Below are 12,661 nucleotides of genomic sequence, written 5' to 3'. Positions count from 1 at the left end.
GATCCGTCAGGTGTGCGACGAGAAGGTGAGCGCAAGCGAACCGTTGATGACGCGCCGATATCTATTTCAGACGCTGCCAAAACGGGAGGCGGCCCAAATCTCCTGGATCAGTGTGGACAGAGCCTGTCTATGGACCACACGGCAGCCGGCGTATAGACGGCACGAGCTCATCGCAGGCCCTGATGCGGAACGTGAGAACCTGCCATGGAATGCCAAGGGAACATCCCAAGTGGTCACCACCATGAGGGTCAATACCGATGTCTGTGGCAGGGGCGGAGCAACCCGTAGTAGCGATGATGGGTCTGTAACGGACTCGGAGCCAAGGGGTTGCATCATCCCGTTTGGAGTCTCCCATCAACTGCCTACGGCAGGAGGAATGGGATGACAACAGACAAGCCGCTACCGATTACCAAGGTGATGGTCTGGAAGGCCTATCAACAGGTGAAACGGAACGGACAGGCGGCCGGTGTGGATGGCCAAAGCCTGGACGACTTCAACAAGGATCTGGAGAATAATCTCTACAAACTCTGGAATCGGATGGCATCAGGAAGTTATCTTCCGCCACCAGTTCGGCGTGTGGAGATTCCCAAATCCGGTGGAGGCGTCAGGCCGCTGGGTATCCCGACGGTTGCTGATCGCATCGCACAGATGGTGGTCAAGCAGGTGCTGGAGCCAGAGCTGGAGCTGATCTTTGATCAGGATTCCTACGGCTACAGACCGGGCAAGTCAGCGCATCAGGCAGTAGAGGTCTGCCGTCAGCGCTGCTGGAGGTCCAACTGGGTTCTCGATCTCGACATCAAGGGGTTTTTCGATGCTATCGATCACGACCTGTTGATGCGCGCGATCAAGGCCCATACCTCCGAGCGCTGGGTGGTGCTCTACCTGCAACGATGGCTGCAGGCACCGGTTCTGTTGCCGGATGGCACGCTCCATCCCAGGGACCGGGGCACACCGCAAGGTGGTGTCATCAGTCCACTGCTGGCCAATCTGTTCCTGCACTATGCGTTTGATGTGTGGATGCGCCGGAGCCACCCGGCCATTGCCTTTGAGCGCTATGCAGATGATGTGATCTGTCATTGCCACAGCGAGAAGGAAGCTCGGCGGTTGCTGGAGGCATTGCAGGATCGCTTTGCGTCCTGTGGCCTCCAGCTTCATCCCCAGAAGACCCAGGTGGTCTACTGCAGGGATAGCAACCGCCGGGCACCGTTTGCTGATGTCACGTTCACGTTTCTTGGTTTCGCGTTTCGGCCACGTGTGTCTCGCAATTCTCGCGGAGTCATCTACACAGGCTTTTTGCCGGCAGTGAGTCCGCAGGCTCTCCAGCGTATGCGGGAGAGGATTAGGTCGATAGGGCTTCCATCGCTCGTGTATCTGTCGCTTGAGGAGATCGCTAAAGTGCTGAATCCAGTGATTCGTGGCTGGATTCAGTACTACGGTCGTTTCTATAGGACAGAACTGATCAGGAAGTTGTATCGCTACCTGGATGACAGAATTGCAGCCTGGTTACGGCAGAAGTACAAAAGGCTGCGGGGTCGTCGGCTCCAAAGCTGGCGAGTACTTGCCAGGATCAGGTCTGGACATCGTGATCTGTTCGCGCACTGGCGTCGAGTCAGTGAAGTGGCATGTGGATGATGGGAGCCGTATGACGCGAGAGTGTCACGTACGGTTCTGTGAGCACCTCGGGGGGAAGTTCCCCGGGGTGACTCGACATGGTTCGTCTGGTTGAGGTGGTACTCGAACCAGGGAAACGGGCCTGCCCACCCCTTGCAACGCCAGGCGTCTGAGGTGTGCGCGCTCAGCCCCGGCTACGCCGGGGCTGAGGCCCAGGGGATTTACACCACTGCTGGGGACGCCAGCCGCAAGAGGCGGGCCGGCCTCAGCCTCCGACCGGGGGCCGGCCGCTCAAGCCTGCGCTCCTGATCAACGCGCGATGACGATCAACATCCGATCTCGAAGCCCATGATCCTCCATCCGGAGTAGGCTTTCGAAGGTGCTCAGATCAGTACCCCGAGCGGACATCTTTGCTGATAGGCGCCGCCTGAGCAATCAACCGGCTGCAGCCCGAGCAACACTCAGAGGTCAGCCGGCCCTCCCCATATTGTTGCCCTGGGGGTGGTTCTTACCTTCTCAGGAGGCCCTACCTCGACGCCACCTACCTACACGGCCGCCTCGGCCGCAACATGCAGGTGGTCTCCCGGGCCGTTGTCGTCGCCATCGGCATCAATGCCCTCGGCTACCGCGAGGTGTTGGGCATTGCCGTCGGCGACAGTGAGGCCGAGGGCTTCTGGAGGCAGTTCCTTGGTTCACTTGCCCGATGTCAACTACGTAGGCGGGTCGCGTCAATTACGTAGGCGGGTTACCCCGGGTCCTCCCCCTGCCATGGCAGGGGGAGGCGACAGCGAAAAGTGAGCCACCCTGGCCCGGTCCTCTGCCATGGAGTCTGAGGTGGTCTGGCTTTTCTGGACAGGCCCCATCGTTAACCTCTGAGGCGGGGTACCGCCCCTGAAAGGGGCTCCCACCGATGAGCAAGCGCCGCACCCACAGCCCCGAGTTCAAGGCCAGGGTCGCCATGGAGGCGATCAGTGGCCGCAAGACGATCCAGGAGATCGCCGCCGACCACGCCATCCACCCGATCCAGGTGAGCCAGTGGAAGCGGCAGCTCCTGGACGGTGCCAGCGAGCTCTTCACCCGAGGCAAGAAGACCAAGGACAAGGAGGAGGGGCAGGCCAAGGAGGCGGAGCTGTTCCAGCAGATCGGACGGCTGCAGATGGAGCTGGAGTGGCTCAAAAAAAAGTCTCAACTGCTCTGATGCCCGTGAACTGCGCAAGCTGGTCGATCACGACCACCCCGAGCTCAGCATCAGCAGGCAGTGTGCGCTGCTGGGGCTGCCTCGATCCACGCTGTACTACCGGCCGACACCGGTCCGTGTATCGACGCTGCGGATCATGGCCAGGATCGATGCTCTCTACCTGGAGGATCCCTGCAGCGGCAGCCGCCGGATGGTGGACTATCTGGCCCAAGATGGTATCCCGATCAGCCGAGATCGAGTGCGAAACCTCATGCGGCGCATGGGATTACGGGCGATCTACCAGAAGCCCCGGACGACGGTTCCAGGTGATCCGTCCGTGCGGTTCCCCTGCCTGGTGGACCTCACGCAGGTCACGTCGGTGGATCAGGTCTGGGCGACCGACATCACCTACATCCCTCTGCAGAAAGGGTTCCTCTATCTGGTGGCGATCATGGATCTCCATTCCAGGCATGTGCTCAGCTGGAGGCTCTCCAACAGCCTTGACACGAAGTTCTGTCTGGAGGCCCTGGAGATGGCCTTGGGAGGCGGCCGTAGGCCAGAGATCTTCCACTCCGATCAAGGCTGTCAGTTCACGTCCGCTGACTTTGTGGCCAGACTCAAAGGGGAGCGGATCCAGATCAGCTGGTCCGGCAGAAAGCGGTGCTACGACAACATCCTTGTTGAACGGCTGTGGAGGACTGTCAAGTACGAGGAGGTCTACCTACGGGCATACAGCGATGGCTGGGACGCTGAAATCAGCCTGGCCCGCTTCCTGTGGCGGTATTGCCATGTAAGACCTCACAGTTCCCTTGGAGGCAAAACTCCCCACGCGGTCTACACTGAGGCCGAACCATGTTCCACCCGTCCTGGGTTAACGATGTCAGGGGCCGGAACTGTCCAATAAAAGGCACCCACCTCAGCCGGGATCTTCTGATCGGCCCCAGGCGTCAAGCCCGTTGGCCGGTGCTCTTGCTGCTGTCCCGCCTGAGCGCTGCAGCGGAGCGCACGAGCCGGCGGACCCCACGGTCCGACGGCAGCGCGGAGCTCATCACCGGCACCTGGCGCCAGGGGTTGGCTTGTGGTTGGCGGGTAATTGACGCCTGGTCGCGGCGACGAATCAGCCTGCGCTGGAGCGGTCAATCCGCCGTGCCCGTTTGCGGCGGTAGCTCTCGCCATTGATCTGAATCAGCGTGCTGTGGTCCACCAGCCGGTCCACCGCTGCCACGGTCATGGCGCTGGTGGAGAAGACGTTCTCCCACTCGCTGAACGGCTGGTTACTGGTCACCAACAGGGATCTGCGCTCGTAGCGGTGCATCACCAGCTCGAACAGCACCGAGGTCTCGGCCTCGTCCTTGCGGACGTAGCCGATGTCATCGATCACCAGCAGGGCAAAGCGATCCAGTCGGGTCAGGGCCTTAGCCAGGGCGTAATCGGCTTTGGCGCGCTGCAGCTCCTGCACCAGCGTGGTGGCGGAGAAAAACCGCGCCGTGCGGTCCAGGGCGATCAGGCTGCGGCAGATGCCTGCTGCCAGGTGGGTTTTGCCCACACCGCTGGGACCGAATAGCAGCAGGTTCTCGGCCCGATCCAGCCAGCCGGTGTCGTGGGCGAGCTGCTCGATCTGAGGACGCTCAAGATCCGGGATGGCGTTCCAGTCGTAGTCCGCCAGGGTCTTGGGGACCGGCAGCTGGGCCTCATGCAACAGCCGCCGTTGACGGGCTTGATGCCGCTGCTGGTGTTCCTGCTCTGCCAGCACATAGAGGTAGCTGGCTGGACTCCAGCCAGCGGCTGTGGCCTGCTGCTCGGCCGCCTGCCACTGGCTGCGGAACTGGGGCAGTTTCAACTGTTTCAACACCGATGGCAGAGCCGTTTCCAGTGCCGGCCTGCTCGGGGGTTCCAACCAGGAGTTCGTCATAGCTGCTGAGGGTGTGTTCGGGGATGTCGAGCTGGGGCATGGCCGCCAGGCCCCGGGGGGGCCGCAGGCCGTAGTGATCGCGCAGGGCCGTGAGGTTCAGCTCACCGCGGCGGAGCTGACGCCGCAGATACCGCTCCACACCGGCCAGATCGTCCGTCCGGGCAGCGACATGGAGGGCGTCCACCATGACCTTGGCGGCCTCATCCGGCGGCAGGGCCGCCAAAAGCAAGCGCCACAACTGACGCCAGGTCTCTCCGGGGAGCAGGTCGGACTGCAGCTGGGCACGCAGCAGCGCCCGGGGTTTGCGGCGCAGACTCTCGATCACGTGGCGGAAATCGATCCGCCGCAACGGCCCGCTTTCTCCCGCTCGCCGATGCAACCGTGGCAGGGTCTCCACGAACTTGCTGCGCAGGAACAGATCCAGCCGGTCATGGCGCAAGTGCACCGTCAGCTGCTGGCCGATCAGCCGCGAGGGGACGCTGTAGGTGACCGAGCGCACCTCGATCGTGCTGGTGCTCCGCACCCGCGCCACCACCGGCTCGTAGTCGGCAAAGCGCTCCACCGGCAGGGGCTGGAGATGCAGCTGCTCAATCTCCAGGTTCCCCTGCACCTGGTAGCGGCTGTTGAGCGTGTTGGTGACCTGGGCGACGAGCTGCCGGTAGTCGGCCTCGGTGGCGAAATCACGGCTGCCGCGCTGGATCAGCTGCTGCTCCAGCCGATGTTTCCAGTGCCGGTGCGGGCCCTCGATCGCGCCGTTCTCGTGGGCAACGCCGCGGTTGTTGCGGGTGGCGATCACCCCCAGGTGGGCGCACAGCTCGCGGTAACGGCTCGTGTAATCGCCGGCGTAGCTGCCGTCGCGGTTGCGGAAGCAAGCACTCAGGCTGTCGGTGCGGTGCTCCGCCGGCACCCCACCGCAAAGAGCGAGAGCGTTTTGCAGGGCCTCGGATAGGGCGACAAAGCTTTCGCCGCCGTGGATCACCGCCACATGGCACCAGCCCGAATAGGGCAGGCGGAAGTGGAACAGCCGGTGCTCCAGCACCTCCCCCGCCACGGTGATCGGCTCACCTTTGAGCAACGTGAAATCCGAGATCCCCAGTACACCGGCCCGGTGCTGCTGCAGGAACATCACCTCCTGGGCCGGGCCGTGCAGGGCCCGCCACTGCTCGACGCGGCGCTGCAGGGTCCGCTTGCGCCGGTACCACTCCTCGCCAGGCCTGAGCTGTTCCAGGTGAAGCAGCAGGGTCTGGGGTTCCAGTTGCGGCGCCTTCTCAAGCATCGGCACCAGCACGCTCTCCCAGACCTCGGCCAGGGGATCGGCTCGGGTGCGCCAATGGCGACCCCGCTGCTGCTGTTGCCCCTCGGGCTGCAGCTCACCCCGATCGATCCGTTGCGCGCTGCGCACCGAAATCCCCGCCGCATCAGCCGCCACCTGTTGGCTGAGCCCATTGGCCCGTTTTGCCATGTACCGCTCCTTGATCCGCAACGACAGAGGGGCGGGCATGGCAGGGCTCCAGACCGGAATCGGAACCCTGTTGTCGCGTCCTGAGACCCGCCTATGTAGTTGCGCGGACCCGCCTACCTAATCGTCGCCGGACAGTTCACTCAAGGAACGAGGCCTGGACGGCACCCGGCTGGTGATCTCGGACGCCCATCTGGGGCTGACGGCGGCGATCAAGCGGATGTTCCAGGGCTGCTGCTGGCAGCGCTGCCGGGTGCACTTCCTGCGCAACCTGCTCTCCCACGTGCCCAAAGCTGGCCAGGACATGGTGGCCGCTGCCATGAAAGCCGTGTTCGTGATCCAGGCCCCCGATCAGGTGCGCGCCCATTGGCAGCGGGTCACCGAGATGCTGCGCAAGCAGTTCCCCTCCGCCGCGCCGATGAAATCTGCTCGGATCCACTGCGGCGCAGCCGCTTTGCCCTTTCTCAGGAGGCCCTAGGTAATATCGCCGAACCGCTGTCCTGACGGCAGGGCCGGAACGCCTTGCGGGTTCTGCCATTGAGCTGTGCACGTCTCATGAGCCGGGCGACGCGGTGACGAACAACCCTGTGGCCGGAAGCCATCAGTTCACGGTGCAAGCGCGAGGAACGGTAGTAGTCACGATGCTGCTCGAAAACCAACTGAATCTCAGCGGTGATCAGAGCGTTCTGAGTTACCTGCATTCCCGGCGTCTCCTGCCGTTGCCACTAGACATAGAAGCCACATATGGCAAGGAGCATAACTGCAGATATAATGCAATCTACACATTACGACGAGAAATTCAAAACTTAACTTAAGGTATGAGCGAGTTGCAAATCAGAAAAGTTGTGACTTGGCACGAAGGTTATGAAGTGAAAAAATCATTTAAGAAATAAACAGCTGAGCGATCAACTCGAGAGGAAAAAAAGAGGGTTTGGGAATGATCAAGATGATGAATAAGCATCGGCACAAGGTCATGATCACGATGCACTACTTTATCGACTAAAACAAATGTAGAACCATTGTCAGATGAACAATACATAGAAGTTGTCGTATAATCTAGGCTTAATACACAAAGCATGTTAGACTGACAAACCTTAGATGACAAGTCACAATCATGTGAAGCGGCTAAGACTAAGCCTAGTGATGGGTGAACTAAGCCTGACGCAGAAGGTGCTATCGATAATGAATTATCAATGGAGAAGAGAGAACGTCCAAGAACAAGGGTTGGCTTAGCCGAGCCCTTACAGGCAAACAGTCTGGATTCAACCCCACAACTCAAAGTTCTTATAGAAGAATCATTGGCTATAAGTACAACCGAATGATCACGGAGCTCAATAGCATCAACAAGTGACAGGTACGGATAGTGAGATTGAAAGACGGAGATTGCGTTGGCAATGCTTGAATTGCATTCATAACAAGATGATATTGGCAATGTAATATTTCTAATAGATAATACATCGCGATAACTATGGAATGGAACACAAACAGAAGTTAAGGTAGCCTCGTTGAGCGCATTATCATTAAGTAAAGGAGAATTATTCAAAGTAGAAGAACCTGCCAGGTCAATACGAGGCTTACAGTATTTAAGTAGTTCATTCAAATGACTGGGCTTAAACTTAATATTAACGTTAGTCACCTTGATGCCAAAAGAAGGATCATAATTTATAATATACAATAAGGATTTAGCGCCCTCGGTCTCATCAGTCATGAAAAATAACTCACCATTGAGCGATGAACCAAAATAAACAAAATTGTACGGAAGTACAAAGCATGCATCAGAACTAGATGATGTACAGTAGACAAGAGTGCGAGAAGAAGTCGTAGAAAGAAGAATCCACATTCCGACAGAATTAATTGACTGATGGACAGCCAATATTTGCTGAGTATCGTTGGTCCCTCCAGGGAGGGGAATAGAAAGTAAATTCATTCGTTCAGGCGTAGCCAAGTTGTGCTTCAATATCTAAGACTAATTCAAGTAGCGACTGATTCCAATCTTGTAAACGTGAAATATCTGCGTCGCTACTAGACTTCTCAATATAATAACGAGTAAAGTTTGAGCGATCATTAGAATTCAGGTAAGTCCTTACTTGTTCAGAGGAATATTCTTTTCTGCGCATTGGTCTAAATTCAGGATTGGTAATAAACTTTGGATCATTACCACATGGAGCCATACGGGGCCCAAAGAAGGCATACGGAGAATTCTCTGGATGGAGCATCTCATCAATGCTTCGCTCGTCAGTCGACACTCCTAACCACTCACATATTTGAGGAAGCACTGAATGTGGCTCGGTCAGGATAGACTCACCCTTGACTGTGAGGAAATTGGAGGGAGGTATAATCGAACGAAATTTCAATATGCTCTTGTGGGTAGCATACCACATTAAAGCATAGTTATCTTTAACAAGTGGATGTCGGAGACTCTTGCGCTCACCTTGGTTTGAGTCACGATGCTCAAAAAACTCCTTAAGTGACTTAGAAGAGCCCACGACGCTCCGAGTAAGATGAATGAATTTGGCTTTGGGATAAAATTTGAAAAGTCTTATCATTCGATCAATTGATCGAGTATTTCCAGGCGATTTCTCGATGCATAGCTTGGGTTCATGAGCCTTACATAAATAATCAAACAATTCCATGGTAGATAGAGATCTATGATTAGCAAGCCACATCCATGCCCGACTGCAGGAAGCGCTATTCTGAACCTGCTCATGAATCTGTGCAATTGCTCGTAACAGTCCACTAGGAGCAAAACGAGATTGAGTAATATTAGATTTACTCGAAAGAACATGCTCTACATCATCGCGCCATAACAGATGCAACTCCGGAAAACAATAGAGTTGGGGATGTTGTCCAATTATCGACGATACAACGGAAGAAAAGGAGCGAGGGGGACTTAATAAGAAGATAGGTTCACTCATGAGATTGAATATTAAAAAGATTTCTCTTAATAACGTTGTAACGATGCTGCATTCGGTCCTTCAGGTTCTGAAGATCATTAATGAGTTCAGTGGAAAGAATCAAATCAGATGACTGGTCATCTTGAGAAGAAGGATCAATTGGCTCAAACAAGAATTTAAATAATGCTACATGAGCATTTTCAGACTCCATCTCGCTGAAGGGCTCCGCTACAAGCTCAGAGCTTGATGGCTGAGGTTCAAGCTGATGCTCTGCATCTTCGTCATCGGAGACGTCAACGTAAGATTGATCAGCATCTTTTCGGGAAACTGAAACAATCTGCGTCAGTGTATTGTATTCAATACTATTTTCTCGACCAGCAACAGTGCTGTCAAGATTAGCTCGTTCCATCAAGACTTCAAGATAAGAGTCGATGGAATTGGCGATCTCGTGCTGCGAATCTTCATTGTCATGAGGTTCATGAGAAGAGTTGTCCACAGATGTAGGGTGAAGGAAATTAAAAAACGGGGAGGTCTTCATTGTTGAATCGATTAAGTTCAATTAACGCGAGTAAATACTCATTAAAAAGGCACTAAAATTGAATGATGGTTGGCAATAACTGCAGATAAATATAACTTATTGAAGTCATCAAGCTTTTCGGAATCGAACGTCAAGCAGTCATGTGATTTTAAGGGGGGCAAGGGCCTTGTGTCAATGACAACTTGACTGGATATGATATCTTCTAGTTTAGATGACTCCGTGAGTACGCTAATATTCTGTAATCCAAGAAGTGTTGAATGGTATAGACACATTCTCGAATGTCTATCTTCAGCATGGACAAACATTTTATAACGACTTCTGGAGGTTCTTGCCTTGATCCCGGTCCAGGAAGAAGGAACATGCTGGTATGAATCAGCTGGTCCTGAAATGAGCAGTACGCCGTTAAGACTGTTATCCATAGCAATAACTGCGGCGTGCCCTGCTCCTTGACTATGGCCAATGATTAGTGTTTGAGAAAGGATCTCATGATCAGAAATTGATTTGCCATGACGTTTCCTAACTTGCCCTAAAAATGATCCAATGACTGACTCCTCATAGGCAATCGAAAGTCTTGAATCTGATGTTGATTGGCTACCATAGATTAGTTCACGACGGACCTGTAGTAAACAGTCTGAAACATAGAACTCAGAGTTTAACTTGGCTACAGTAGAGCTAATCGGATAATCAACAGTATAAAAGTCGCTATTATGAGCCAAGCATTTACTCAACCAGACATAATCTGAACTGCGGCGAAAACTGCCAGGCAGGAAAAGGGTAAACATGGATACTGTGGATCACAGATTAAAATTAAACCAGGATTGGTGAGGGCTCACCATTCGTGCTGACAATCAAACAAGGGGAAGGCCGCGCTTCGAACAGTCCTTTCAGAACGGGAAACGAGCAATAGAGACGCCGAAACGACGGCTGATGCTCAGATAGCATGGCATGGCTGAGTTCAATATGGCATCCATTGTTCCACTTCGGCGATCTACCGAGATCAGCACGCAGTGATTATCCAGTGGTTGAGGCAGAGGCCGACCAGGTTGATTATACTGATTGACGCTTGTCTGAGCGATGCTGAGAATTATTCAGATTAGGTCGGACTGATCAAGTTATTGCGTCTGCTATTTGAAGTGATGCTACGCCCAAGACCAACAAGACAGGCATAGACATTGTCTTTGCATCCCATTAGTTAGAGGCAAATAATATTTGGGTTAATATAAGCTGCCATGAATAGACATACGTCAAAAAGTATAGCTGCTTTAACGTAATGTTCATTTTAGATGAGTAATTGATGTGTGTTCGACTCGACACATCTTAACTTGCGCAACTACGCTAATCTCGATTGACTATGCTTAGGGTTCAAGCTCACGAGAAGAGCAACCTAGCAACAAACTTGCAAGCGAGGAAGCCAAGGATATTGTTCACTCGAACAGACGAGCTTTGGCAAAGTCAATCAATGGTGGTTGTCGAACGGTGTGTTTTTCTTTAGGGACTCCTGAAAAAGATTCTCGGCCCATCCGCGCCGAATTCGTCCGTTTGCTTCGCGTTAATCAGGCCGGCAAGCGCAGTGACATCAAGTGGGCCAGATCTCAAAAGGCTGGCTTGCAGATGACCGCAGGCGCTCTGATCGCTGACCAGGCCATAAGAAAGCTGTAGATCCACCCAAAAAGAAGGGCAAAAAAGAGGCGCAGCAGCCTCAAGACCTTTTCCGCGCACATCACGACAAAGGCCATCGAGATGGAGGATTCGGCACCAGCTGGTAGACGAGCCATGATCAGATCCAGGGAATACTTGCGCTTTCCAGAGCCAAAGACGCCTTCCACTTCATTGCGTCGAGCTTGATCAGATCGGAGCTGCTGCTTGTGTGCAGTGGTGACATCAGGATCCTTGGGCGGGCGGCCCAATCGCTTGCCGGAGAGACGAATACCGTTCCTCATGCAGAAATGCCTATTCTTGGCCGTGATATAAATCCGGTCGGCGCAGATGCGCTCTGGGTAAGATCCTGTATCCAGCTTGTATTTTTCCGCCTGAGCGATCAGGTCTTCTCCTTCGTTGTAGGGGTTCCAGCTGATGCGGTGCAAGAACGGAAAGCCGTTTTGAACCGAAACACTGATTTTGGCACCAAACTCCACCGCAGCACGTGCTTTGCCTCGCACCATTGGGCGGATATGGGTCTGCACAAGGTTCACCAGGCGGTCTGGAATGCTGTTGGTCTGAGAGGCGAGCAGAAGGCCCTGCTGCCGCTCCAACTCGCTGCAGGCCAACAACTTCTGCCACCAATGCCTCTTGAGCTCAGAAAGCCTTGCCCCACGGCCGATCAGAGCATCAATGGCTTTGAGATTCTGCCGCACATATCCAAGCTGATGTTTAATGGCAGCCTTCACTTTTCGGCGGCGTGGCCGTTTTTGCTTCGCCACTCTCAGGAAATGAGCACGAGCAAGGCCACGGTCGTAGCGAGGTCGATGTCTCCTGAATCCCGATGACTGAGTGCACAGATCATCAATGACTCGCTCGGTCGTTGTGCGAGCCTCGTTGAGGAGCCTGAGGTCTCTGGGATAGGTAATGTCGGCAGGAGTGCAACTGGCATCAATCGTGAGAGTGCCCCAATTCTTTCCTTCTGGCCAGTCAGCAGGCTTGATCAACGTATCAAGTTCCAGCTGAGCGCCTCCTCCTCTGGAATCAGGATCATCATGGTCGTCATCGTCTGCTACCTGAGTAAGTGCTTCCAGAAGGATCTCTTTGCCGCGCTGCACCACCAGCTCATTGATACGGCGCAGATCCTCGTCAGAAAAGCGTTTGCGAAAATGCACCATCATCGAGGCATCGAACGGTGCCTTGGCTGTGTAACCCGCAAAGCCGAGAAAGAACTGCATATAGGCGTTCTCTCTGATCTGATGGACAGTCTCTTCGTCGGTTAGCCCCAACTTCTGTTTGATGTAGAGAGCACCAAAGGCCATCCGCACTGATTTGGCTGGAGCGCCACCCCCAGTGTCAGCAAACGAACCAGTACGCGCGTACGCCCTCGCGCCCGAAACACCCACGGCCAAGCCAGAGCGCCCTTGCCACT

11 protein-coding genes and 3 pseudogenes are annotated in these 12,661 nt (G+C 54.7%); 6 read left to right on the top strand and 8 right to left on the bottom strand.

Features of this window, described 5'->3' with window-relative positions; translation table 11 throughout:
* The first annotated feature begins 381 nt into the window (after positions 1-381).
* From ltrA to H8F26_RS02440, 5 genes and pseudogenes are all read left to right on the top strand, one after another.
* The gene (gene ltrA / locus H8F26_RS02450) at positions 382-1,632 is read left to right on the top strand and encodes a group II intron reverse transcriptase/maturase (protein ID WP_231597922.1); all 1,251 of its coding nucleotides are present in this window, start codon (positions 382-384) and stop codon (positions 1,630-1,632) included.
* Positions 1,633-1,785: 153 nt separating this feature from the next.
* Entirely contained in the window at positions 1,786-1,920 is a 135-nt protein-coding gene (locus tag H8F26_RS19800) for a hypothetical protein (RefSeq protein ID WP_255518580.1), read from the top strand.
* 218 nt (positions 1,921-2,138) lie between these two features.
* A pseudogene (locus H8F26_RS02445) lies at positions 2,139-2,309 on the top strand (transposase); the annotation flags it as partial.
* A 212-nt stretch (positions 2,310-2,521) separates the two neighbouring features.
* Complete coding sequence (locus tag H8F26_RS19145) at positions 2,522-2,809, top strand: transposase (protein WP_231597691.1); 288 nt, start codon at positions 2,522-2,524, stop codon at positions 2,807-2,809.
* Positions 2,810-2,819: 10 nt separating this feature from the next.
* Positions 2,820-3,692 (top strand): IS3 family transposase, encoded by an 873-nt coding sequence (locus H8F26_RS02440; protein ID WP_231598222.1) that lies wholly within the window; start codon positions 2,820-2,822, stop codon positions 3,690-3,692.
* A 213-nt stretch (positions 3,693-3,905) separates the two neighbouring features.
* On the opposite strand, the gene istB is transcribed toward H8F26_RS02440, so the two are convergent.
* Positions 3,906-4,700: an IS21-like element helper ATPase IstB gene (gene istB / locus H8F26_RS02435; protein WP_231597868.1), complete on the bottom strand. Its 795-nt coding sequence runs from the start codon at positions 4,698-4,700 to the stop codon at positions 3,906-3,908.
* 622 nt (positions 4,701-5,322) lie between these two features.
* A pseudogene (istA, locus tag H8F26_RS19140) lies at positions 5,323-6,162 on the bottom strand (IS21 family transposase); the annotation flags it as partial.
* 136 nt (positions 6,163-6,298) lie between these two features.
* On the opposite strand from istA, the pseudogene H8F26_RS02425 reads away from it, so the two are divergent.
* Positions 6,299-6,637: pseudogene (locus H8F26_RS02425) on the top strand (transposase); the annotation flags it as partial.
* Here H8F26_RS02425 and H8F26_RS20020 read toward each other — a convergent pair.
* From H8F26_RS20020 to H8F26_RS02395, 6 genes are all read right to left on the bottom strand, one after another.
* Positions 6,624-6,860: an IS3 family transposase gene (locus H8F26_RS20020; protein WP_197157231.1), complete on the bottom strand. Its 237-nt coding sequence runs from the start codon at positions 6,858-6,860 to the stop codon at positions 6,624-6,626. The pseudogene H8F26_RS02425 and the gene H8F26_RS20020 overlap by 14 nt on opposite strands.
* 161 nt (positions 6,861-7,021) lie before the next feature.
* Positions 7,022-8,116 (bottom strand): hypothetical protein, encoded by a 1,095-nt coding sequence (locus H8F26_RS02415; protein ID WP_197157229.1) that lies wholly within the window; start codon positions 8,114-8,116, stop codon positions 7,022-7,024.
* Entirely contained in the window at positions 8,091-9,074 is a 984-nt protein-coding gene (locus H8F26_RS02410; RefSeq protein WP_197157227.1) for a sulfotransferase, read from the bottom strand. The genes H8F26_RS02415 and H8F26_RS02410 overlap by 26 nt, the downstream gene beginning before the upstream one ends.
* Positions 9,067-9,591 carry a hypothetical protein gene (locus H8F26_RS02405; RefSeq protein ID WP_197157225.1) on the bottom strand — a complete coding sequence of 175 codons (525 nt, stop codon included), beginning with the start codon at positions 9,589-9,591 and terminating at the stop codon, positions 9,067-9,069. Before H8F26_RS02405 ends, H8F26_RS02410 begins: the two co-directional genes overlap by 8 nt.
* A 41-nt stretch (positions 9,592-9,632) precedes the next feature.
* Positions 9,633-10,373, bottom strand: coding sequence for a hypothetical protein (locus tag H8F26_RS02400; RefSeq protein WP_197157223.1), 741 nt, complete (start codon positions 10,371-10,373; stop codon positions 9,633-9,635).
* Positions 10,374-11,183: 810 nt separating this feature from the next.
* Positions 11,184-12,551, bottom strand: a complete 1,368-nt coding sequence (locus H8F26_RS02395; RefSeq protein WP_197157221.1) for an IS5 family transposase — start codon at positions 12,549-12,551, stop codon at positions 11,184-11,186.
* Positions 12,552-12,661: the final 110 nt, after the last annotated feature.

Origin of the sequence: Synechococcus sp. CBW1006 (assembly GCF_015840525.1) — a bacterium.
In the GTDB taxonomy this organism is placed as follows: domain Bacteria; phylum Cyanobacteriota; class Cyanobacteriia; order PCC-6307; family Cyanobiaceae; genus CBW1002.
The sequence above is the reverse complement of the archived record's forward strand: the minus strand, read 5'-3'. Positions and strand labels throughout refer to the sequence as shown.

Coding starts and splice junctions, on each gene's coding strand:
- ltrA (WP_231597922.1), top strand. CDS start 382: ATGACAACAGACAAGCCGCTACCGATTACCAAGGTGATGGTCTGGAAG.
- H8F26_RS19145 (WP_231597691.1), top strand. CDS start 2,522: ATGAGCAAGCGCCGCACCCACAGCCCCGAGTTCAAGGCCAGGGTCGCC.
- istB (WP_231597868.1), bottom strand. CDS start 4,700: ATGACGAACTCCTGGTTGGAACCCCCGAGCAGGCCGGCACTGGAAACG.
- H8F26_RS20020 (WP_197157231.1), bottom strand. CDS start 6,860: ATGCAGGTAACTCAGAACGCTCTGATCACCGCTGAGATTCAGTTGGTT.
- H8F26_RS02410 (WP_197157227.1), bottom strand. CDS start 9,074: ATGAGTGAACCTATCTTCTTATTAAGTCCCCCTCGCTCCTTTTCTTCC.
- H8F26_RS02405 (WP_197157225.1), bottom strand. CDS start 9,591: ATGAAGACCTCCCCGTTTTTTAATTTCCTTCACCCTACATCTGTGGAC.
- H8F26_RS02400 (WP_197157223.1), bottom strand. CDS start 10,373: ATGTTTACCCTTTTCCTGCCTGGCAGTTTTCGCCGCAGTTCAGATTAT.
- H8F26_RS02395 (WP_197157221.1), bottom strand. CDS start 12,551: ATGGCCTTTGGTGCTCTCTACATCAAACAGAAGTTGGGGCTAACCGAC.